General features: G+C 42.4%; 20 protein-coding genes. 13 read left to right on the top strand and 7 right to left on the bottom strand.

The genetic code is table 11. The features are described from left to right. Nucleotides 1-7: 7 nt before the first annotated feature. The 3 genes from QL886_RS01630 to QL886_RS01620 all read right to left on the bottom strand — a co-directional run bounded on the left by QL886_RS01630 (nt 8) and on the right by QL886_RS01620 (nt 2,308). Nucleotides 8-823, bottom strand: coding sequence for a 4'-phosphopantetheinyl transferase superfamily protein (locus QL886_RS01630; protein ID WP_290177403.1), 816 nt, complete (start codon nt 821-823; stop codon nt 8-10). A gap of 216 nt (nt 824-1,039) precedes the next feature. Next, nucleotides 1,040-1,558 carry a peptidoglycan-associated lipoprotein Pal gene (gene pal, locus QL886_RS01625; protein WP_057760480.1) on the bottom strand — a complete coding sequence of 173 codons (519 nt, stop codon included), beginning with the start codon at nt 1,556-1,558 and terminating at the stop codon, nt 1,040-1,042. A 141-nt stretch (nt 1,559-1,699) separates the two neighbouring features. Further along, complete coding sequence (locus QL886_RS01620; protein ID WP_290177402.1) at nt 1,700-2,308, bottom strand: DUF6231 family protein; 609 nt, start codon at nt 2,306-2,308, stop codon at nt 1,700-1,702. A 434-nt stretch (nt 2,309-2,742) separates the two neighbouring features. Here QL886_RS01620 and pepN point away from each other — a divergent pair, with 434 nt between their 5' ends. Then, a complete protein-coding gene (gene pepN / locus QL886_RS01615) occupies nt 2,743-5,346 on the top strand; it encodes an aminopeptidase N (protein ID WP_290177466.1) in 2,604 nt (867 codons plus the stop codon). Between the two features lie 196 nt (nt 5,347-5,542). Here pepN and QL886_RS01610 read toward each other — a convergent pair whose 3' ends face one another. Further along, on the bottom strand, nt 5,543-6,628 hold the full coding sequence (locus QL886_RS01610) for a 3-deoxy-7-phosphoheptulonate synthase (protein ID WP_290177401.1): 1,086 nt from the start codon (nt 6,626-6,628) through the stop codon (nt 5,543-5,545). Between the two features lie 429 nt (nt 6,629-7,057). Here QL886_RS01610 and lpxB point away from each other — a divergent pair, with 429 nt between their 5' ends. Further along, on the top strand, nt 7,058-8,374 hold the full coding sequence (gene lpxB, locus QL886_RS01605; RefSeq protein ID WP_290177400.1) for a lipid-A-disaccharide synthase: 1,317 nt from the start codon (nt 7,058-7,060) through the stop codon (nt 8,372-8,374). Nucleotides 8,375-8,396: 22 nt separating this feature from the next. Beyond that, a complete protein-coding gene (locus QL886_RS01600) occupies nt 8,397-9,275 on the top strand; it encodes a ribonuclease HII (RefSeq protein WP_290177399.1) in 879 nt (292 codons plus the stop codon). Nucleotides 9,276-9,558: 283 nt separating this feature from the next. On the opposite strand, the gene QL886_RS01595 is transcribed toward QL886_RS01600, so the two are convergent. Then, complete coding sequence (locus QL886_RS01595) at nt 9,559-10,224, bottom strand: DUF924 family protein (protein WP_290177398.1); 666 nt, start codon at nt 10,222-10,224, stop codon at nt 9,559-9,561. Between the two features lie 99 nt (nt 10,225-10,323). On the opposite strand from QL886_RS01595, the gene QL886_RS01590 reads away from it, so the two are divergent. From QL886_RS01590 to QL886_RS01580, 3 genes are all read left to right on the top strand, one after another. Next, nucleotides 10,324-11,565, top strand: coding sequence for a carboxynorspermidine decarboxylase (locus QL886_RS01590; protein ID WP_290177397.1), 1,242 nt, complete (start codon nt 10,324-10,326; stop codon nt 11,563-11,565). 275 nt (nt 11,566-11,840) lie between these two features. After that, the gene (locus tag QL886_RS01585; protein WP_290177396.1) at nt 11,841-13,115 is read left to right on the top strand and encodes a saccharopine dehydrogenase family protein; all 1,275 of its coding nucleotides are present in this window, start codon (nt 11,841-11,843) and stop codon (nt 13,113-13,115) included. Nucleotides 13,116-13,361: 246 nt separating this feature from the next. Beyond that, nucleotides 13,362-15,068: an alpha/beta hydrolase-fold protein gene (locus tag QL886_RS01580; protein ID WP_290177395.1), complete on the top strand. Its 1,707-nt coding sequence runs from the start codon at nt 13,362-13,364 to the stop codon at nt 15,066-15,068. Between the two features lie 160 nt (nt 15,069-15,228). Here the strand turns inward: QL886_RS01580 and htpX are convergent, their stop codons facing one another. Continuing rightward, nucleotides 15,229-16,137, bottom strand: a complete 909-nt coding sequence (gene htpX, locus QL886_RS01575) for a protease HtpX (protein ID WP_290177394.1) — start codon at nt 16,135-16,137, stop codon at nt 15,229-15,231. 221 nt (nt 16,138-16,358) lie between these two features. On the opposite strand from htpX, the gene QL886_RS01570 reads away from it, so the two are divergent. Next, on the top strand, nt 16,359-16,691 hold the full coding sequence (locus QL886_RS01570) for a YnfA family protein (RefSeq protein WP_201607313.1): 333 nt from the start codon (nt 16,359-16,361) through the stop codon (nt 16,689-16,691). Between the two features lie 107 nt (nt 16,692-16,798). Here the strand turns inward: QL886_RS01570 and QL886_RS01565 are convergent, their stop codons facing one another. Next, a complete protein-coding gene (locus QL886_RS01565; protein ID WP_021815223.1) occupies nt 16,799-16,921 on the bottom strand; it encodes a hypothetical protein in 123 nt (40 codons plus the stop codon). A gap of 393 nt (nt 16,922-17,314) precedes the next feature. Between QL886_RS01565 and QL886_RS01560 the strand changes: the two genes are divergently transcribed. The 6 genes from QL886_RS01560 (at nt 17,315) to QL886_RS01535 (ending at nt 23,618) form a co-directional block, all read left to right on the top strand. After that, nucleotides 17,315-17,935, top strand: a complete 621-nt coding sequence (locus QL886_RS01560) for a 6-carboxytetrahydropterin synthase (RefSeq protein ID WP_102091507.1) — start codon at nt 17,315-17,317, stop codon at nt 17,933-17,935. Further along, entirely contained in the window at nt 17,935-18,465 is a 531-nt protein-coding gene (tsaE, locus tag QL886_RS01555) for a tRNA (adenosine(37)-N6)-threonylcarbamoyltransferase complex ATPase subunit type 1 TsaE (protein WP_102094534.1), read from the top strand. The genes QL886_RS01560 and tsaE overlap by 1 nt, the downstream gene beginning before the upstream one ends. A gap of 53 nt (nt 18,466-18,518) precedes the next feature. Further along, nucleotides 18,519-20,306 (top strand): DNA mismatch repair endonuclease MutL, encoded by a 1,788-nt coding sequence (gene mutL / locus QL886_RS01550; protein ID WP_290177393.1) that lies wholly within the window; start codon nt 18,519-18,521, stop codon nt 20,304-20,306. Nucleotides 20,307-20,388: 82 nt separating this feature from the next. Further along, nucleotides 20,389-21,552, top strand: a complete 1,164-nt coding sequence (gene miaA, locus QL886_RS01545) for a tRNA (adenosine(37)-N6)-dimethylallyltransferase MiaA (RefSeq protein WP_290177392.1) — start codon at nt 20,389-20,391, stop codon at nt 21,550-21,552. A gap of 327 nt (nt 21,553-21,879) precedes the next feature. Beyond that, nucleotides 21,880-22,407: an RNA chaperone Hfq gene (gene hfq / locus QL886_RS01540; protein WP_290177391.1), complete on the top strand. Its 528-nt coding sequence runs from the start codon at nt 21,880-21,882 to the stop codon at nt 22,405-22,407. A 218-nt stretch (nt 22,408-22,625) separates the two neighbouring features. Next, nucleotides 22,626-23,618, top strand: coding sequence for a KpsF/GutQ family sugar-phosphate isomerase (locus QL886_RS01535; RefSeq protein WP_290177390.1), 993 nt, complete (start codon nt 22,626-22,628; stop codon nt 23,616-23,618). Nucleotides 23,619-23,686: the final 68 nt, after the last annotated feature.

Below are 23,686 nucleotides of genomic sequence, written 5' to 3'. Positions count from 1 at the left end.
ACTCTGCTCAGAAAACGATGACAGTCTGCTGAGATTGTAACGTGGCAATACGGTAAACAGATTGGCGCTTCGTATCCTCAACATTACTGAGTAGGGAAGAAGCGTTAACCTCTTTATTATTTTCAATCAAGCTAGGAATAAGGTGAGAGTAATCCATACCTAAGCCTTGAGCTAACGTATATTGGTTCACTTTGATAAAGCTTTCTTTTATTTGCCATAACAGTTTGGCAGTGCGTTCTCGCTGATCTGTAGATAGCTCCTGTAAAATAGTCAACTCACTCTCTGAGTAGAAACGCTTGACTACATGCCACGCAATGTTATTGATTTCTATATCGATACCAGCAGGGCGTTGACGACTGATAACAACCGCTATTTTACTGTGTAAATACGTAAAATTTGTCTGATTCGATTCTGTGGTTTGCTTTGAACTACCAGCTCCTGTATGGCTAAAGCATACGTAATGCTGACTGTTGACGAGCCGATAGGGAAAGCTTGACTCATCCAAGGTGTCATCTATTTCTAATTTTTTGAGCAGCTCTTGCAATAGTTGCCTGACGCCTTGCCGCTGCTGCTGACGTTGTTTACGCGCTAGAGTAGGTACTGAGTGTTTAGGCACTGCTGTCGCCATCTGATATTGCCAATTTAGGCTATTAAACTTGATGATGTCTTCATACGACGTATTACATGATGACAACCATAATGACTTGTTCCACAAGCTTCCAGTGACTAAATGACTGATTGACTCGCTCACTTGGGCAGTCACGCACCATGTCGTGGTGTCGAGTTGCGTGTACTGTATCTGGGTAAGGTTGGAAGTCGGCATATATTAATAGTCATCAAGAAAGATTATTTTGGAATTGAGTATATAAAATTGTGTAAGTCTAAACGCTATGTATTTGATACATAGGTGATCATACAATAGCTATATTTAAATAATTGATATCTAATTAACCTACTAAAAATCCAAAAAGCCCAGCAATACACTCTTGCTGGGCTTTTGTTAAACTATCGAACGCTATAAATAACGCTAAATCACAATTTAGTAAGACAGCTCAGCACGACGGTTTTGTGCATACGCGTCTTCAGTGTTGCCAGCTGCTGCAGGGCGTTCTTCACCATAGCTAATGACACGGATGTTGTTTGCAGTGACACCTTGAGCAGCAAGGTAGTTACGTGCAGCTTGTGCGCGTCGCTCACCTAGTGCCATGTTGTATTCACGGCTACCGCGCTCATCAGTGTGACCTGCGATAACTACCGTCGCTGCTGGGTTTGAATTTAGCAGGCTTACGTGTTGGTTAAGGACGCTCGCTGATTGAGCAGTAATTTCACTGCTATCAAAGGCAAAGTAGACCACTGCTTGAATATTCTCAGCGCCAGTAATGACAGCGTTTGAGTTATCAACGATAACCGCACCATTGTAGCCAACTTGTCCACCTGGAATACCTAGTGGGGCAACGACAACTTCTGAGGTAGAACGCTTGGTAGCACAACCGGTGGTTAATGCAACAGCGCTTGATAGTACAGCAAGAACAGCGATCTTAGAAAAACTGATTGACATGACGAGCTCCTAAAATTTTAATTAAATTTGTTTTTTTAAACTGCTTCCGATAAAACTTAGGCAATCTCTATCTATAATATACTAAATGTTAATTTATGTAAGTATTTTTACTGTAAATTACGATAGATAAAATCGAGCGTATTACCAGCGGTGCTTGTCCCATTTTTCAGGGTTAGCCCAGTAATCAGCATTGAGCCAATTTGGCAGTTGTTTGTAGTCATATAGATTAAATTGCCAAAGCGTCGCAGTAACGGTTGACGAGGTAATAGATTGAATGTCATCAATATTTAGAGATGGTTCATTCAATATATCAAATGGCGTAAAGCCATAAGGTTTCAAATCTATCGAGCTGTCCAATGCAATAAGTAAATGCGCGGCATACAGGTCGCGATAGCGCATGAGTAGCGGTACATAGTGTTGAGTCAGCTCTTCTGACAAAGTAGGTAGCCAAAAGCAAGCAAGCTCATAACGATCAGGTACATGCTGTTTGGCAAGATCTGATAGCGTTGATAAGTGTCGTGCGTTCAGCCTTGCTTCAGTGTTCTCATTAGTAGATGTAGTATCGTCAAGTTGTGCTTGTAGTGCTAATAAGTTGGCATGGTTATGTGTTACCCATAATGCTTCACTATTATCTTTTTTATGCTCAGGTGACAGTTCTGTCTGAGTCGTCAATGAGGGTAGTAGCGCGTCAACATACTCTATAAGCAAAGGTAGGGTAATGTCTGCGCGTTTCACCGTATTTTTTGTCATATAATAGGCCGTTAGTTAAATGATTGGTCATCAGTACGACTATTAAATCATTTTCAACGACATTATCCAATTGATAACGTATGTTTCATATTTAAATCATATTGAACCGACGATATCTTACTTTACATACTTGAAATTTGGCGATTTAGGTCAATCTAGCTATAAGCTTGATGAGAAAACCAAATTAGTAATAAAAATTAGCTTAATCATTGCAAAGCTTTGTCTATGTGCTTAGTTTACTAAGTGCTTAGCTGATTAGTTAGCCTAAAGACTAAGCCTTTATTCGCACTAGAGCCTTCTGCAAATAGCGAAATGATATTAATCATTATTATATTGCTCATCCCTAGTAAAACTACCTTATAACCAAATCACCGATAATAATAGGACACCATATGTCTACTGCTGAAACTGATGCACAAATCATCAATCCTGAAATGCCAGATGTGCCGCCCCATGCGCCAAGTAAGATTAATCTAAAAGACTATACCAAACCAAGTTTTGATGTCGAGACAGTACATTTAGATATTAAGCTGTTCGAAGACTATGCGCAGGTAGACAGTACGCTTGAGATGGTACGCCAAACGGCAGGGGATATTGTCTTATTTGGTGAGTCATTAGAGCTGCTAACGATTACGATGAATGGTAAGGCACTGAGCACTGAGGATTATCAGCAGGAAGCGGCGGGTAAGCTGACGATTCATAATGCTCCTGAGCGAGCTACTTTAGATATTCAAGTGCGTATCTGCCCACAGACCAATACGGCGCTTGAAGGCTTATATATGGCCGGTAGCGGTGACGACACGATGTTTGTGACTCAGTGCGAGCCAGAAGGTTTCCGTAAGATTACTTTTTATCCGGATCGCCCTGATGTGCTAGCGATATTTACCACGCGACTTGAAGCAGATAAGCGCTATCCGACGTTATTGGCCAATGGTAACTTAGTCGAAGCAGGCGAAGTGGCCGATGCACCAGACCGCCATTATGCCATCTGGCACGATCCAACCAATAAGCCAAGCTATCTATTTGCCTGTGTGGTAGCCGATTTAGATGTATTGACAGACTCTTATACGACCAGCGAAGGTCGAGAAGTATTGCTTGAGTTGTACGCCAAGTCTGCTGATATCGATAAATGCGATGTCGGTATGCAAGCCCTAAAAGATGCGATGAAATGGGATGAGGTCAATTACGGTCGAGCCTACGATCTAGATCGCTACATGATTGTGGCGGTCAGCCAGTTTAATATGGGGGCGATGGAAAATAAGGGCTTGAATATTTTTAATACTGCTTGCGTGTTATCTAGCCCTGAGACGACCACTGATGCCCGTAGTTTTAGCGTAAAAGCCATTATTGCTCATGAGTATTTTCATAACTGGACAGGTAACCGTATTACCTGCCGTGATTGGTTTCAACTTTGTTTGAAAGAAGGCTTTACCGTTTACCGTGATCAGTCATTTTCAGCAGATCAGCAGTCAGGTGCAGTGCAGCGTATCGATGACGTGGCGACCCTGCGTGCCCATCAATTTAGCGAAGATGCAGGCCCATTAGCGCATCCAGTACGTCCAGAGAGCTTCGTTGAGATTAATAATTTTTATACGACGACTGTCTATGAGAAAGGCGCTGAAATTGTACGCATGATTGCCAATACGTTAGGGCCAGATGATTTCCGCAAAGGAACAGATGAGTATTTCCGTCGCTATGATGGACAAGCGGTAACGGTCGAGGACTTTTTATCAGCGCTGAGTATCACTGATGACAAAATCGAGAATTTTATTGATTGGTATCGTCAGCCTGGTACGCCAGTGGTATCGGGTTCTCAAACCTATGATAGCAACGCACAGACGCTGACCATCACTTTGAATCAGCAAACACGCCATGTTAAAGGCTTTGATGCACCAAAACCATTGCCAATACCTGTAGCAACCGCCTTATTTGATAAAGACTCAGGCGCTATCGTTGCTGAGCGTATGTTGTTGCTTGACGAGGCGACGCAAACCTTTGTCTTTGAGAATGTCGCGAGTGAGCCTGTCGTGTCATTACTACGTGACTTTAGCGCGCCAGTACAGCTCAACTATGACTACCAAGATGCAGATTTAGCATTTTTGCTTAAGCATGAAACCAATGGATTTAACCGCTGGCAGGTCACTCAAATGCTGGTAAATCGTATTTTGCTGCAAGGACAAGGTGCGAAGAGTAGCCCTGATGTGTATTTGGAAGCATTGGCACAGACGCTGCCTGTCTTAGCGGCTGACGATGCGATGCTAGCGGCACGGTTGCTTGATATTCCATCAGCGCAAGAGTTGGCTTCTGCTATTTCTAAAGACTACGATCCAGCGCTGGTTAAAGAGCAGCGCGATGGGCTATACAAGCAAGTTGCTGATAAGTTAAAAGATCAATGGGCTGAGCTGTACAACAACCTGCCAATGCAGTCTTATGAGGATAGCGCTGAAGCTCGAGGCGTTCGCGCGCTGCGTAATGTCGTACTTGATATGGCATTGACTGCCAATGTGGATGATGCAGCAGACTGGGCACAGCAGCAGTATGACAATGCGAGCTGTATGACTGAGCGCTTTGGTGCATTGAAGACCATGGTCAATCATCAATTGACAGGTGCAGATAAGTACTTAGCAGACTTCTATGATCGTTTCCAAGCAAATGATCTGGTTATCGATTTGTGGTTCAGTGTACAAGCTGCCGCTGACGATGTGACGCCTGATATGGTTAAGTCGCTACTGACGCATACGGACTTTGATTGGAATACCCCTAACCGTGTCCGTTCAGTTATCAGTGCTTTTAGCTCACAACCGACGGTACTCTGGACGGCAGAAGGTCTAGAGATGTATACAGGCGTGATTCAAAAATTAGATGATGCCAATCCTGTGTTAGCCTCACGCTTACTGCAAGTACTCGCCCGCTGGAATACGTTGGCTGAGCCTCGTCGTCAAATGGCGCACGAGCAGCTGATAGATTTACAAAAGAATGTCTCATCTAAGCATGTGCTCGAAAGCTTAGAGAGTGTGTTAGGTGCTGCAAATAGTTAATTGAAAACTTGGTTAGCTTTGACCAATTAATGAAACATGTATCGTTGTTGGTCATTGCTAACCAAGTTTGAGAATACAGTATTTCTTATAAAACGTTCATAAATAAAAAGCCCTTTTCGCATCAGTGCGAAAAGGGCTTTTTATTGTTTGCTCGACGATAAATTATCGCAGATAGCTAATAGCTATTAGCTATTAGCTATCTGCGATTTGGAAGCACATCTTTCACCATATCACGTAAGTCACGTAATGCTGTGACAGTGCTCTCCCAATCTAGGCAACCATCGGTGATAGATTTGCCGTACTCAAGCTGACTTAAATCAGCAGTCAATTTTTGATTGCCGCCTTTCAAGTGACTCTCAATCATCATACCGATAATTGATTTATTGCCGTTTTGGATTTGTTCGGCGACGTTTTTGATAACCATCGGTTGTAGGTAAGGGTCTTTACCTGAGTTAGCATGGCTAGAGTCAATCATAATCTTGCTATTGGTTTTGCCTTTTGCCAGCTCATTTTCAACTTGAGCTACCGCAGTTTCATCATAGTTAGGTTTACCGTTACCACCACGAAGTACCACGTGCGCGTAAGGATTACCTTTAGATTTGATGATAGAGACTTTACCATCTGACGATAGACCTAAGAAACTATGACCTTCTTTAACCGCTTGCATGGCATTTACAGCTACCGTCATACCGCCATCAGTACCATTTTTGAAGCCAACTGGGCATGATAAGCCAGAGCTCATTTCGCGATGCGTTTGGCTTTCAGTGGTACGTGCACCAATGGCTGACCAGCTGATTAGATCCTGTATGTACTGCGGTGTATTTGGATCAAGTGCTTCGGTCGCGCAAGGTAGACCTTTTTCATTCAAATCAAGTAGCAATTTACGAGCCGTGCGCAAGCCTTTTTCTATATCAAAGCTGTCATTCATGTCAGGGTCGTTGATCATGCCTTTCCAGCCAACCGTCGTACGAGGTTTTTCAAAATAAACACGCATGACCACAAATACACTGTCTTCAATTTCTTTTGCCAATACGGCTAAACGATCGGCATATTCGTGAGCGGCTTTGATATCGTGAATAGAGCAAGGGCCAATGACCACAAACAAACGCTTGTCTTTACCATCCAAGATATCTTGAATAGTATTACGACCTTTTAGTACGGTGTTATACGCGTCGTCTGACAGAGGCAGCTCGGCTTTTAGCTCGGCGGGGGTAATCAAAGGAATAAATTTTTCAATATTCACGTCGTCAATATCTGCATTATGGGTAACTGATGTTGTCATGGTTATATATCGTCTAGCTGATTTATAGGAATAATCATTATGCGGACAAAAGTGTTGGTTGACAAGGGTAGTCGAGCAGTTAATTGACTGATAACTGGAATGAGGAAACTAAAACTTAGTTATACTTATAAAGACTTAGCGTGATATTTGACGTTCTAAATGCACGTTTAGCATTTGGTTTTTCTATCTATTAATAAGAGTTGGTTGAGTTTTTGATGCATAACGCTCAGATTTTATGTATGAATTTCGCTATTTGTACCATCGTCAAGTATGATAGCAACATTAGCGATGGGTGGCCCAAACTGTGGTATTAAAACAGTACGGATGAGTGCGCATATTATTCATGAGGTCGTATCGCTGATTTATTGCGTTATATTTTATAATAACGGTTTATTTTATTTTGTGTATTTCTAATATCGAGAGCTTGTCATGACAGATTCTGCTACGTCTCATCACCATACTGACCTCATTCATCAAGCCGAGACGGATTCTCAAGTAGCAAATATAAATGCTACGCCGCTAGTGATAGGCATCGTCGCAGGTGAGGTATCTGGTGACAGCTTAGGCGCAGATTTTATGCGGCAAATGAATAATCTACGTGATGATATTGTCTGGGTAGGCGTGGGCGGTACAAAGATGCAAGCACAAGGGCTACAGAGTATTTTTCCGTTAGAGCGCTTGGCAGTGATGGGTCTGGTTGAGGTCATGTCGCAGCTACCGGATTTGCTCAAAGCACGTCGCGAGCTATTGAGCGCATTTAAGGCTGCTAATATTGATTGGTTCGTTGGTATTGATGCACCTGATTTCAATTTACGCGTGTCCAAAAAACTAAAGCCCCAAGGCGTGTTTTGTGTGCAGTACGTCAGCCCTTCTATTTGGGCATGGCGCGAGTCGCGTATCCATAATATTAAAGCGGCGACCAATTTGGTGCTATGTCTATTCCCGTTTGAGTTGCCAGTTTATGAGCGACATAACCATCCAGCGATCTGTGTGGGTCATCCATTGCTACGAACCATTGATCAGAACCTAATCGATACACCAATCAATCAACGTCGCAGTGAGCTCGTTTGGGACAATGATGGGTTGCAGCAGTTTTTTATTGAACGCTTCGATGATGTGAGTCAGCTTATTTGTGTGATGCCAGGCTCTAGGCGCGGTGAAATTACAGCCATTTTGCCATTGATGCTTGATGGTATCCAAAAGTTAATCCTGTTAGATCCTAAGCTGTGCTTTATTATTCCAACGGTCGATCAAAACCATCAATATATCGTGCAAGAGGTAATCGACCAACGCTCAGAGCAGCTACGTGCAGCAATTGTGGTGGTCTACGATGATACCCAGCCAGAATTTAGCCAACATGCCATGGCGGCATCAGATATCGTGATGCTAGCATCTGGAACAGCAACGCTAGAGGCAATGCTGCTTGAACGGCCAATGGTAGTGGTATACCAATTAAATCAGCTAACTTACCAAATAGCCAAGCGTCTGGTAAAAGTACCATATGTGGCATTGCCTAATATATTGGCTAATGCACCGATTGTACCTGAGCTGATTCAAGAGCAAGCAAGCGGTGACAATATATGCCGTACCGTGATGCGATTGCTGCAACCACGCGCTTATGCCGAGCAATTACACGACTTACTAGTGACAAAGCAGTCGCTACAACAGCAAAGTAACCATGAGCCTTCAAACAGCGTGATTGAACAGTGGTTTATCCAAAATACCGATACCGTCAATCCTAATTAAACGAGAAAGACCTCCTAATATTATGCATATCAACCAACATACAGAAAGCTCAGTTCAAATAATTGATATTAATATCGAGCATATTGATGTCAAAGGAAAATATATTCAGTTAGCAGCGCCCATACACTTATATGGGAAAATGAATACCGCTGAACTGCTCACTCAATATTTGTCTAATGATAACCAAGATGCAGCGCAATCAATGCTACAAATCGGCGTTGATGAAGCAGGACGTGGGCCATTACTAGGCAGTGTCAATGTGGCGGCGGCAATATTACCTGCGACTTGGTCAGGTTTGATTGAGGAACAACCGCTTAAAGACACGCCGTTGTCGATACTGACAGACTCCAAACAACTGAGTGAAAAAAAGCGCGATATCCTTTATCCATTGGTTCAGCAGCATGCTATCGGTTATATCATCGCTGATATACCAGCAGCAGTGATCGACCAGGTGAATATCTTGCAAGCAACGATGCTTGGCATGCGCTTATGTACTGAATCATTGCTAGAAGTGATTTTTAAAAAATTCTCGACCACTAGAAATGATAAAAGCACGTCGCTCGATCAATTTAAAGTCGAAGTACTGTTTGATGGGAACCGTTGCCCTGACTTGAACTATGATAGTTTTAAAAAGTTAGAGGTAGCGCCATTTGCAGTTGATTGTCAAGCATGGGTAAAAGGCGATGCGCGTCATACTAGTATTGCAGCGGCCAGTATATTGGCAAAAGTAAGTCGTGATGAGACGATGTATGCACTGGATACTCAGTATCCGGAATATGGTATTGCCAAACACAAAGGCTATCCAACGCGTGCGCACATGGAGGCGATCGAAAAACATGGTGTCTTGCCAACGCATAGACGTAGTTTTGCACCAGTAAGAAAAGCGCTAGAAATACAGTAGCTATAAAAGAAGTAGATAGAAAGCTGATTTCTAACATGCATTATCTCGTTTTAAAGATATGATGGGGGCAGCTTTGATATTTTGGTTAACGATAAAACATTAGAACAGCAGTCATTTACGTTTACTACTGGTAAGGTAAATTACTGATAAGTATCTAATAATCTCTAAATATTTATCGTAAAAAAGAAGGTCTGAATCAGTGATATGATTCAGACCTTCTTTTTATGTAATAATTTTTTGTGTAATAACTTTAATTATCTTCGTACAATACTAGGAATGTGGCCTAAAACGATGAATTAGGCTGTTTTAAAAAATTCTTTTCATCTTCGGTTGAGTCGCGATTTAGTACCTCGTTGCGATGTGGATATCGCCCGAATTGATCGATAATTTGTTTGTGACGATATTCAAAGTCTAATGTGTTTGCATCATCTAATTGTTCAAATAGCAGTAGATAACGCTTATGAATCATGGCCGACTCAGAGTGCATAAACGGCATGATAATAAATCTACGCCATTGCATCGGTAGAGTATCAAAATAAGGCTGTTGAATGGCTTCTTGGGCGAGTGCTAATGCCATACCGTCTTGCGCAAATGCACTTGCTTGTCCGCGACATAAATTGTGTGAAAACTGATCTAGCACAATAATTTCTGCCAAGCGTCCTGCCAATGCCGTTATCGAGCTATTACCATCCAATGAAGACTCTGCGATACGCCAAGTGACACATTCGCCTTGTTTTGCTGCGTGCCAAATATCGCCAAACTTATCCTGTATCTGCTTATCAAAACGATCGTTTTGTTCAAACCAGTAAGCTTCATTGTTTTTATCAAACCAAAAATCCAACACGGCACGCGCATCAGGATCTAGATAAGTCAAATCTATGTTTTTCGGATCCAATTGTGATGAATGGGATCGACTGGCTGAGGTGGAATAATCGGTTGAGAGTGCCATAAGATATTCTAATTATGATGAATTTAGTCTACTATAGCGCAAATATTTATATCTGTCTGTCAAGATACCAACAGCAGAGTGTCTATTAGGTAATCTATTATGAATGCAAAAAATCTAGAGAATTCTATCAACACGACATTGCCACCAACGCCTTACTATGTGCTTGATGAAGCGGCCATCGTTGCCAATATGAAAATCATCGCGAGGCTATGTGAGCTGTCTGGTGCAAAAGCATTATTGGCACTAAAATGCTTTGCCACATGGGGTGTTTTTGATGTGATGCAGCCTTATCTGCATGGCACGACTTCATCTTCACTTAACGAAGTCAGATTGGGCTATGAGACCTTTGGCAATAACGATGATGCCAGTAGCAGCGATAAAAAAGAAACGCACGCTTATAGCGTCGCCTATAGTGCAGACGAAATCCCTGAAGTACTGAACTATGCGGATAAAATCATTTTTAACTCAATCTCACAGCTCAACGCTTTTAAAGCGCAAGCCGCCGCGCAAAATATACCCGTAGGTCTACGACTCAATCCAAAGACCAGCAACTCATCTTTTTTGATTGCTGATCCTGCGCGTCCATTTAGCCGTCTTGGTGAGCATGATAAAGATAAAATCGCAGCAGTACTTGGCGATATCACTGGCGTCATGATTCATAACAATTGCGAGAATGACAGCTTTGAAGCCTTTAGTGAAAGCTTGGCAGATATCGAAGATAGATTTGGTGATATCTTAGCGCAGCTTGAGTGGGTGAGTTTGGGCGGCGGTATCCACTTTATCGCGCCTGATTATCCATTAGAAAAGTTGGCTGCACGTTTGAAAGCTTTTAGCGAAACCTATGGCGTGCAAGTCTATCTTGAGCCAGGTGAAGCAAGTATCCATGGTGCAGGTACGTTGGTAACTACTGTATTGGATACCATGCATAATGAAAAAAATCTAGCAGTCGTTGATGCTTCTATTGAAGCGCATATGCTTGATCTATTGATTTATCGTGAGTCCGCACCGATTGCTGCGATTAACCATACAGCTGCCGATATTGCGCCTATTGGCAATCCTGCAGAAGCTGCACCGTCTGAAGCTGATGCTGAGTCAGCAGACCATACCATTATCTATGGTCGTTCTTGCTTGGCAGGTGATATCTTTGGTGAGTATGCATTACCGAGTAATCTTCAGATAGGCGATAAGATTGCCTTTGGCAATGCTGCCGGCTATACGATGGTCAAGAAAAACTGGTTCAACGGTGTCAACATGCCAGCGATAGTCATCCACCGTTTGGATGGCAGTATCGATATCCAGCGTGAGTTTGATTATCAAGATTATAAAGCCAGCTTGTCTTAACGGGATGCTTTCAAGACTTTTCTACATTAGAAAACAAAGGCTTAGTCTTAATAATGGGTAATTTTAAGGTATCTGCTATTGATACATTATTTTTTACCGATAAGGGAATAAAAATTGTTATAATCGCGTCGGGCAAATAATGGAGTATTATTTGCCCGACGGGTGCGTGGGTTTTCCTCGGTCTTCCTTTTTAATTCACGCATATCATTCACTCGTTTCTGTTTTGCATAGCCGCTATCAATGGTATCGACAGGGACACAAAGGAGGATTGTTCATTGAACACAAACCAACAAGCTAAGCCCAACAAAAAAGACGTACTGATCATCGGAGCAGGCGGTGTCGCTCAAGTGGTCGCGCATAAATGCGCGATGCACAATGATGTACTTGGTGAGATTCATATCGCCTCACGTACAAAAGACAAATGCGATGCCATCGCCCAAAGTGTAAAAGAAAAAGACAGCTTTAAGCAGGCTGCGGTCTTGCATACGCATCAAGTTGATGCGATGGACAGCCAAGCACTCGTGCAGCTGATACAAGACACTGGAATACAAATAGTCATCAATGTTGGTTCGGCATTTATCAATATGACCGTACTAGAAGCCTGCATTGAGACAGGTACTGCATACATAGATACGGCTATTCATGAAGACCCGCGTAAGATTTGTGAGACACCGCCGTGGTACAACAACTATGAATGGCAACGTAAAGAGCGCTGTGCAGACAACAATGTCACTGCCATTTTAGGTGCAGGGTTTGATCCTGGTATGGTCAACGCCTACGCGCGTCTGGGCTATGACATGATGGATGCAGGATCTGTGACGGATATCGATATCATTGATATCAATGCGGGCAGCCATGGCAAGTACTTTGCGACCAACTTTGACCCAGAGATCAACTTCCGTGAGTTCACCGGTACGGTTTACTCGTGGCAAGACAGCAAGTGGCAGTCTAACAAAATGTTTGAAGTCAAACGTACGGACGATTTGCCAGTTGTGGGTGTACAAAACAGCTATCTAAGCGGTCATGATGAAGTTCATTCATTGTCAGCCAATCTAGATGTGCCAAACATTCGCTTTTGGATGGGCTTTGGTGAGCATTACATCAATGTCTTCACTGTCCTACAGAGCTTAGGATTGCTATCTGAGCAGCCAGTGATGACTGCTGAAGGCCAAGAAGTGGTGCCGCTAAAAGTCGTGAAGGCGGTGCTACCAGATCCAAGCTCGCTTGCACCAGAATATACAGGCAAGACCTGCATTGGTGATAAAGTCAAAGGCAAAATCAATGGCGTTGAGACAGAAGTGTTTATCTACAATGTCTCAGATCATAAAGACGCTTATAACGAAGTGGGTAGCCAAGGTATCTCGTATACCGCAGGCGTGCCACCTGTTGCTGCTGCGATACTGGTCGCGACTGGTGAATGGGATGCAGGCAAGATGGTCAACGTCGAAGAGCTAGATGCTAAGCCATTTATTAATCTGCTCAACAAGATTGGTCTGCCAACGCGTATCAAAGATAGCGAAGGTGATAGAGCGCTTGAGTTTGATATTTAGTTAGTCATCATATCTATTCTAAAAGCCCATCTGACTTTAATTGAGTCAGGTGGGCTTTTTATTTTATAAAGGAAAAATAAATTATCATTGTTTATTTAATTATAAAGAATAAACTATCAAATGATAATGATTTTCAATACCATCTATATTAAAAATAAGGTAGTATTTCACTTTTGTATCATTCGCTAGACATTCTGTAAAGGTAGAAATTAGATGTTTGTCAGTGAATAAAAGAGGGAGTAGTGAATGAGATACATACGATTTCTTCCTAAGAAGAAATGGGCCATAGCAGGCTTTACCTTTTTATTATATTCGGCGTCATTCCCTGCATTTGGTTCGGAGGCAACGATGCTAACGATTGAAAGTCCCTTAAAAGGCGATTTAAATCATTCCAACAGGGAAAACGCTGATATCAAGCCACAGCCACAGCCACAGCATAAGTCATTAGATTTTAGCGTTCCTTGCGATACAGGCGATTATCTAACCGGATATGTTGAGAGTGATAGAAGTATGATGACGCTAGATGTTATCGATGCCACAGGAAAAGTATCGCGCCGTTTGATTGATAATAAAAGTGGCAAACAACACTTCTATTCAGTAGCCGAAAACTGTGCAGAGACCTGGCGACTGTCTGGCTCAGGTGCTTATCAGATAGTGCTCGAACAACGTGTTAGTTTAGCAGAGCAAGATTTAAAAGGTTCTTTAGGAAATTCTCTAGACAGTTCTGACACGTTACTCAGCCCCAGAGTATCGGCATTACTTGAGTCATTGCAGAAAGGGCAGAGTACAGATCGCTTTTGGGCGGAAGTGGAAGTATTAGGTACACCGCTGATTGAAGACACAGCTTTGGGCACTGTGATGACGTTTTTAGCGCGAGGAGACTATCGCAATGTCAAGTTAATGGGTGGCCCGTCCACCAATCATGATGCATTGCAACGATTGGTAGACTCTGATACATGGTACAAAAGTTTTATTGTGCCAAACAACACGCACTTATCCTATCAAATTGCCCCTAATATCCCTGAGCCACCTCTGTCTGAGTTTGCTCGTAGAGTCGCCATAAAAGCCGTGGCTCAAGTTGATCCTTATAATCACCATTCATGGCCACGTTCAGCCATTGATAAGTACACAACCAAATCTACTATTACGTTAAAAGACGCACCAAATAGGCGTTGGATAAAAAGACAGGCAGAGGTTCCCAAAGGAGCGTTGTCTACCTTTAAATTTACTAGTAGTACATTGGATAATACTCGCGATATCACCATTTACTCCCCAACTGTTAATAACAACAAGGAGAATAGTAAAGATGATGCGGTGCTGTTATATATCTTTGATGCTGAAGCCTATATTGATACGGTTGGATTGCCCACGATTTTAGATAATTTGATTGCAGAAGGTAAGGTTCCACTAGTGACAGCGGTGTTTATTAGCAATCCTGACAATGATGCCCGTGCACGTGAATTACCTGCCAACCCAATGTTTGCAGATGTATTGGCCAATGAGTTAGTACCACAAATAAATAAACGATTGCCAGTAGCGATACCAACGGATAGAACGGTCATTGCAGGGTCAAGTTATGGCGGTTTAGCAGCGACGACTATCGCACTACGTCACCCCGACATATTTGGCAATGTTATCTCTATGTCTGGGTCTTACTGGTGGCATCCAAAAGATCAGACAGCAGAAGATAAACACTTCGTAGCGTCTGAGGTAATAAAAATGGATAAGGCACCCGTTCGTTTCTTTTTGAGCGCAGGCGTGTTTGAAACGGCTCGTGGTAAAAGTGGTAGCAACGGTATATTGGGAACCAATCGTCATCTGCGAGACGTTTTATTGGCAAAAAGGTACGATACACATTATCAAGAGTATGCTGCAGGACATGATTACTTTGCTTGGCGAGGAATCATAGGAGATGGTTTGGTATCGCTTTTTCCGTCTAAGGAAAAGAAGTAATATCTCTTTTATTTAAACTAGCGCTAATGTTTAGCCTTTTACTACTAAATAAAATGATAGTGACTGAGTATTCATACTCTAACTTCTAATTTTCTATATAAAGTATTTTTTTAAAACCAACCTGCTAACAAGTAGCAAGTTGGTTTTAAATCGATTGTCATTAATTAGGATTATATTCTCTCAACGCCGCAATACGGTCATCAAGCGTTGGGTGTGAACGGAATAGGTTGGCAATACTAAAGCCTTGCGTTTGTCCTGATGAGATCGCAAATGCTTTCATACTCTCAGGCATTTGATCTGGTCGCTGTGCAGAAGGACGAAGCGCATCAAGCGCTCTAATCATTTTTTCGCGGCTGGCCAATTTTGCGCCCATTTGATCCGCACGGAATTCACGTAAGCGTGAGAACCACATCACGATGGCAGATGCCAAAAATCCAAGTAAGATATCCATTACGATACTCGTAATAAAGTAACCAATACCTGGGCGGTCACTGGTATTTTTAAACACAGTACGATCAACGAAACTGCCTACAATACGTGCAAAGAACATTACAAAGGCATTTACGACCCCTTGAATGAGGGCAAGGGTTACCATATCACCGTTAGCCACATGGCCAATCTCATGCGCCAGTACCGCTTCGACTTCATCTTGATTCATATTTTGTAGTAGACCAGACGAAACCGCTACCAGTGCTTTATTTTTATTCCAACCAGTCGCAAAGGCATTTGGCTGCGAATTATTAAAAATACCAACCTCAGGCATACCGATATTTACGGCTCGTGCTTGTTTGGCGACTGTATCGACTAGCCATTGCTCAGTAGCGGTGCGTGGCGATTCTATGACTACCGTACCAGTGGATCTTTTAGCCATCCACTTCGATATAAATAGCGACACCATCGAGCCGACCATACCGTAGATACCACACATAACGGCAAGGCTAATGTAGTTGAGACCACCTGCGCTGTGCACACCACAGATTCCAAAAAACCTCGATAAAATACCAAACACAATGCTAAATACCACAATCACTGCCAAGTTGGTTAATAAAAATAATCCAATACGCATCATGATGCTAACTTCCTATTTACAATGTCGGTATGGCCTCGATAGATGGTTATCCAAGAGGTTTGTTTGTTATGATAGATTTTACTGTGATTTTAACTGTCATGTCAGAAAAAATAGCTTTTTATAAGTGGTGACAGAGATAGGGTGATTATTTTGGGGAATGCCGTACAATACCTGACTGGTTTTATCAGGTTAGAAAAGTAGTAGATGAGGAGTAGTGAGTTTTGACAGAATTAAAGACGGTTGGGCTATTTGCGCTTACTGCATTGGCTGAGATTGCAGGATGTTATCTGCCTTATCTTTGGCTGCGAGAAGGCAAGTCAATCTGGCTACTGATACCTGGTGGGCTGAGTTTGGTCGCGTTTGTTTGGCTGCTGTCATTACACCCAACTGCTGCGGGCAGGGTCTATGCTGCATATGGTGGTGTTTATATATGCATGGCGATTTTATGGTTGTGGACGGTCAATGGTATACGACCAACCATGTGGGACATAGTGGGTTCGATAGTTGCGCTATTAGGAATGGCGATTATTATGTTTGCGCCGCGCGGAGCTTAATAAAAACCTAAGCTCAATTAAAGACAGTGCTTAGCTAAAGGCCAATGACGAATCAAAAAATACCGATCAAACGGTTAGGTCAGATTGGCATATTGATGTATTGATTATTAATGTTTACCTAAAATACTACCATTGTCGTCTTTCTTGGCTTGTTTGGCAGCTTTCTTCTCTTTAGCAGTCAAAAGGGGCTTTTTCTTAACGTTCTTCTTACTATCTTGACCTTTGCTCATCATCGTTTCCTTTTTTACGGCACACTACTCATTACGCCAAGTTAAGCGAATTCAAGACAGTGTGAATACAGCTAATATAGCTGTTTACCGAGTAGAGTATAGGCTTAAGCTTTAGTAATAGATAGCGCTCGCACAATTCGTCTACGATTCAAGTATCATTCAAATCGTTTATGGTTTTCGCTAAGTGTTCTCTGCGCAGAATGACGAGCAACCCCAATACGGTTAGTCCTAGTTCATCAATTGATTCGTTCAATCAATCATTGTATTAATAAGTGCTTACTTACGGATACATGGCGATTTGCTATAATGAGCCATAAACCGATTCATAAACGCGGCAAACTCTTATTTATTAACATTTAGCACCATAGTGCTTACTGTTTTGGTCAAATTATTATGCGTATTCGTAAACTGTTCAAATTTGAAAATGCTCACATCGTTCGTAATTGTAGTTCTGAGCGTTGTAAGCATTCGATTCATGGTCACAGCTATCAGATTGAGCTGATCCTTGAGGCCACTCGTTTAGACCATGGGCAAATGGTTTATGACTTTGGCCTACTAAAATCTTCTATCAAAGACATTATCGATAGCTTTGATCATGCCATTTGCTTTTGGAACAAAGATGATCCTGAGTATGTCGCAGCGTGTAAGAAATTTAGCGCACGTTGGATCAGCCTACCAGTTTCGCCATCGGCAGAGCAGTTTTCACGAGTGATATTCTTTTGGGCACAAGAAATACTACGTCAGACACAAATGCAAAATGGTGAAGCAGATGTCAGCGTGTACTCAGTGATTGCCCATGAGACGGCGACAGGGTATGCGCAGTGTTTTGCTGATGATGTTGCAAACGATCAAATGGGTAAACTAGTTCTAGAAGATTTTGAATTCAGTGAGCAGGTTCGTGCTGAGTGGACTGACTCTGAGCTGTATGCCAAGCTGATTCGCGGTGAAAGCTTTACCAATCCAACCGTGACCATGCAGGTTCAGACAGAGCAAGTACAAGCAGGTTCAGTCTGATGTGTGATGGTCAATCTATAGAAAATAGCAAATACCTAAAGACTCTGATATTAAACTCTGAGCAAGATACTCAAGCATTGGCTGAGCAATTAGCGACCTTGTCACTGACAGGTAGCGTGTGGCTGGCAGGTGACTTGGGCGCTGGTAAAACGACACTAACGCGTTATTGGTTACAAGCGCTTGGTCATACAGGTGCGGTGAAAAGCCCAACCTATACCTTGGTTGAGCCCTACAGTATTCAGCGAAAAGATGGTTCCATCAAACCAGTTTATCATGCAGACTTATATCGTCTGCAAGATCCAGAAGAGCTGTCTTTTATTGGGTTTGATGAGTATCTCGATGAGCCTGAAGCGCTAGTCATCATCGAATGGGCTAGCCGCGCGGATAGCTATTTGCCACCGCCTACGTTATTCATCGATATGACCCAAAGTGTAAGCGGTGATAACGACACTGAAGCACGCCAAGTGCAGTTGAGAGTGTCAAAGGCAGGTCAAGCGCAGGGTTTGGATTTATCACAACTTATCATCTAAATGAATATCTAAATTATACCAAACGCTACTTTCCAAAAATATGACATCTATAAATGCCAGATAATCATCCTAATACCCGTATTAAAAAACTATCGCCGTTGCTAATCAATCAATTAGCAGCAGGTGAGGTGGTGACCCGTCCAGCAGCGGTGGTCAAGGAGTTGCTGGAAAATGCCATCGATGCTGGTGCGACCAATATTGAGGTGCGCATCACTCAAGGTGGTATGGGTCTGATTGAGGTAGTGGATAATGGGGTCGGCATTCATCCTGATGACATGGTTATGGCCATCACTCGTCATGCGACCAGTAAGGTTGCTGACGTTGCTAATCTGCATGGTATTACGACGTTGGGTTTTCGCGGTGAAGCGTTAGCGGCGATGGCTGCTGTCTCGCGTTTGACCTTAATCAGTAGTCATGATGATAGTGGCATTGGCCGTCAATTACAGGTCGCTGGCGTATTAGATGACACACCGAAACTGTTACCAGTTGTCCATAACCGTGGTACCACGATTGTCGTAAAAGATTTGTATTTTAACGTGCCTGCCCGCCGTGGCAACCTAAAATCTATTGCTACTGAATTCGGTCATATCGAAACCATTGTCCGTGAAGTCGCACTGGCGCGTGCCGATGTTGCTTTGACACTTTTTCATGACAATAAACAGCGTCTATCATTATCTGCAAGTGCTACGAGTATTAGTGGTAATAATGACAATAATACCAGTCGCTTGCCACTGCCGCGGTTGGAACAAGCGACTGGTATGGCGTTGACAGATAATGCATTAGCAATATCGATAGACTTATCGAGTCTGGTGCATTCGTCTGTAGAATACGATGATAACAATGTTAATCAGGCAGCGATTAGTGGTTGGTTATGGCCGCTACATCATGAAAAAACTGATGTACCCAAGCTGATTTATGTAAATGGCAGACTGGTAAAAGAAGCATTGATTAGCAATCAAATACGTCAACTGGCACAAGGTGCGCAGCTAGCAGGTATGGGGTATGCACTGTATTTTGATTTACCAACTCAATGGTTAAATATCAATGTACATCCATCTAAACAACGTATCAAAATAAGTCCATTGAATAATATTATGGCGCACTTAGGCCATACAGTTCGTACGCAGTTGAAAACGATTGATGTAGCTAAGTTTGGATCTGAGTCTGCATCTGCGTCCGTAGCGATGACAGACGCTGATAGCCAATATATATCTGCGGAATTATCAAACGTAGATGCTTCTGAAAGTCGTTCGTCTGAAATGCCCATCTCAAGTAGTCAGTCTAGCAATAACCAAAGGCAGAATAATCGAGTAGAATCTACTAGACAGTCTTATCAGTCTACTGCAAACCAATCACTTTCATATAATCCTTCATTGCAAGAGTCAGCGCGATCTTATATCAATGAACGATCAGACCAAAGTAACAATAGTAACCACAGCACTTCACATTATTCTGATGGAGCAGCTACCTCTGCATCTTTACCAATTTGCTTAGATATCATTAACGATGTAGAAGCTGTTGACATGGACTTAAACACAGATGATAAAAAGCTACCTTGGTTATTATTTTATCACCAAGGGCAGTGTGCACTGATAAGTGCTAAAGACTGGCAGTTTAAAGTAAGCCAGTTGTTCGAATCACTTACCTCTAGTCATCAAGTATTCAAAAAAGATAGATTGCCAAGCAGTGCTACTGAGATTAATCAGCAACTTATTAGTGTCAATACGCAAATGTCTGCGCAAGATTCAATAGTTTTTGCAAATGATCTTACTGAAATAATCATGAACAATGCTATTAAAGCGATAGACAGTCACCTCTTAGTAAAGCTAATGCTATCCTGAATATCTGAAAATAATTACAACATCTTAAAGCAATTAAACCAATCGATATCTGAGTTATCCATATATTATGAAAGGCCACTTTATGCAACATTCGTCTGATAGCCTACCTCACAAGCTGGCGGATAATAGCGTAGTTTGTCTTATGGCACCAACTGCTAGCGGCAAGACATCACTGGCATACGAGCTATACGATACAGGTCGTTTTGAATTAATTTCTGTGGACTCAGCGCTGATATATCGTGACATGAACATTGGCACAGCCAAGCCAACAGCGGCTGAGCTGGCGCGTTATCCACATCATTTGGTCGATATCATCGATCCTACGCAAAGCTATAGCGTGGCGGAGTTTGTCAGTGACGTTGCTCGTCTTATTGACGAGTGTCACAGAAATGGCAAGATACCATTATTAGTAGGTGGCACCATGATGTATTACATGGCGCTACTCGATGGATTGTCTCCTGTGCCTGATAGCGATGACAGCGTACGGGCGCGCGTAGAGCAGTGGCGTCAAGAGGAAGGTATTAGCGCTCTATATGATTATTTGGGGAGTATAGACCCTATAAGTCATGAGCGCTTGAATGCTACTGATACTCAGCGTATCACGCGAGCAATTGAAGTCTATCTACAAACACATATTCCAATAAGTGACTGGCAGCGCAAGCCAAAGCAAGCATTGGCACATAATCCGAATCAGCAATGGCATGCGCTATCGGTAATGCCAGATCGTCCATGGCTACATAATCGTATCGAACAACGTCTAGATATCATGTGGAATGAAGGGCTAGTGGCTGAAGTCATAGACTTACTAAAAAAGTATCCGCTCACGCCTAATATGCCTTCGATGCGCTGTGTGGGTTACAGGCAAGCACTAGAATACTTGGTGCATATTGAGCATCCGATATTTGATGATACTCATCTGGATAAAACTCAATTTTATGAAGCTTTTGGCAAGCATACAGCTGTCAACGGAGAAGAAATCCCAGCTAATGTTGCTCAGTCAGCTGCTCAACCAAACATGGCTAACCAAGAGACCGAGGCGCTTGCTTGTCAGGAAATGCAAAATAAGGCATTATATGCTACAAGACAGCTAGCAAAACGTCAGTACACATGGCTGAGAAAAGTAATGCAATTGCCCAGTGCACCATCAAATGGGATAGCAGAATCTGAGAGCAAGGCTGATGCTAGCAGTCGTATGATATTGCAAACGTTTAAAACCATGGCCGAAGCACGAGAGTATTTGTCTTAAGGTTCAATAATAGCTAACACAATTAGTTTCAAAAATTGGCATAGATAGCTGTTATAATTTGGCTCAGTACGTTGAGCATTGTTATGATGTCTAGGTTATGAAGTTTTGTAGACAGAAAGTATTAACGAAACAACTAGTTACTTAATTATTTACAATAATAACGTATTCGCGATAAAGTGGAATCACTTAAGAGCAACGAATATTTATTTAGATACGTTTTATAAAGAAAACACCTTATTGTATCTACCTTTTAGCCATTATAATTAAATTAACACTTAAAATAATTGGCACTCAAAACATAACTATATAATATTTAGGAGAGATTTCATGTCAAAAGGACAAACTTTACAAGATCCGTTCTTGAACTCGCTGCGCAAAGATCGCATTCCTGTCTCTATTTTTTTGGTAAATGGTATTAAATTACAAGGCCAAATTGAATCATTTGATCAATATGTCGTTCTCCTAAAAAACACAGTGAGCCAAATGGTATACAAGCATGCTATCTCAACAGTCGTGCCAGCACGTAACCCGCGTAGTAGTACGACGACAGGTACAAGTGCTCAGCCTCAGAGTGCAGCACCGACTGGATATCAAGGCGGTGGCTTTGAACGTGGTAGTAACCCTGCTGCTAGTGGCTTTGAAGAACGTGGTTTTGCATCGAGTCGCAGTGGATTTAATCGCGGTGGTTTTAGCCAAGGTCAGGATCGCGGCTTTGAACGCGGTAGCTTTGGTCAAGGTCAAGAGCGCGGTTTTGAGCGTGGTGGTTTTGGTCAAGATCGTGGCTTTGATGCCACGGCAGATAATACAGGCTTCGAAGATAAGCCAAACGATGGTTCTAATGATAGCAACAGCTAACTCATTGCCATAGTCGAGCATGTTGTCTAAAAAAATATTAAGACATGATTTATTCGTTTAAAACCTGCTGATAATAGTGGGTTTTTTTGTATAAATAGCAGCATGCTCTTTATTTGGTACAAAGCACTATATTAGTGTAGATTTTGTAGACCATTACTAATATGAAACATAGTGTAGTAAAATAGCGTATTGATTCATTATAAAAACAGAGCGGATTCATGAGTGATACCAAAAACAACTTAACCCATGAGCAATTTATTACCACTGCTATCGAGGCCATTAACACAGAGATATCTGCGTTAGCACTACTAACAGAGCAGATTGACGACAGATTTGCACAAGCATGTGACATCATTCTGACTTGCAAGGGTCGAGTGGTGGTCACGGGCATGGGCAAATCAGGATTAATTGGACGCAAGATAGCAGCGACTTTTGCCTCAACTGGTACGCCTGCTTTTTTTATGCATCCTGGTGAAGCAGGGCATGGTGATTTGGGGATGCTTGTAAAAGGTGATGTGCTGCTTGCTATTTCAAACTCAGGTGAGTCAGATGAAATCAAGATGCTACTGCCAGTTGTTAAGCATCTAAATATTCCTCTCATTAGTATCAGTCGTGATAAACGCGGTATGTTGCCACGAGCAGCTGACATTGTATTGACACTTGGTCAGTCGCAAGAGGCTTGTCCGCTTAATCTAGCGCCTACCTCCAGTACGACAGCTACTTTAGCGCTCGGAGATGCATTGGCGGTTGCTTTAGTACACGCACGTAATTTCACGTCTGAAGATTTTGCACTATCGCATCCTGCTGGTGCCCTGGGTCGTCAGCTATTGACGCGTGTCGAAGATTTAATGCATACCAAGTCAGAAGACTTGCCTTTGATTCATCAGCAGGCCCCATTGCAACAAGCTTTGTTTACCATGTCTGCTGGTCGCTTGGGTATGACAGTGGTGACTGATAATGCTAATAAGGTCGTCGGCGTGTTCACAGACGGTGACTTGCGCCGAGGGTTAGAAAAAGGTATCGATCTACAAACGCCAATGCAAGAAGTAATGGTCAGCAATCCACGCCATATCAGTAAAACGATGCGTGCGTCAGATGCGCTTAGTGTCATGAATGAGAGTGGTATTAGCCAGTTATTGATTATTGATGATGAAGATCGTCTAGAAGCTATTATTACCGTGCATGATTTGCTGCAAGCTGGTGTCAAATAAGGTTTGTGAGTTGCCGTTGAAATAGTTAAGCTACATAGAATAACGCTTCGAAAATAAATATTAAAAAG

It is taken from the genome of Psychrobacter sp. APC 3281, from assembly GCF_030407815.1.
Taxonomy (GTDB): domain Bacteria; phylum Pseudomonadota; class Gammaproteobacteria; order Pseudomonadales; family Moraxellaceae; genus Psychrobacter.
Note: the sequence above shows the minus strand (reverse complement) of the source record. Positions and strands in the feature narration are given on the sequence as shown.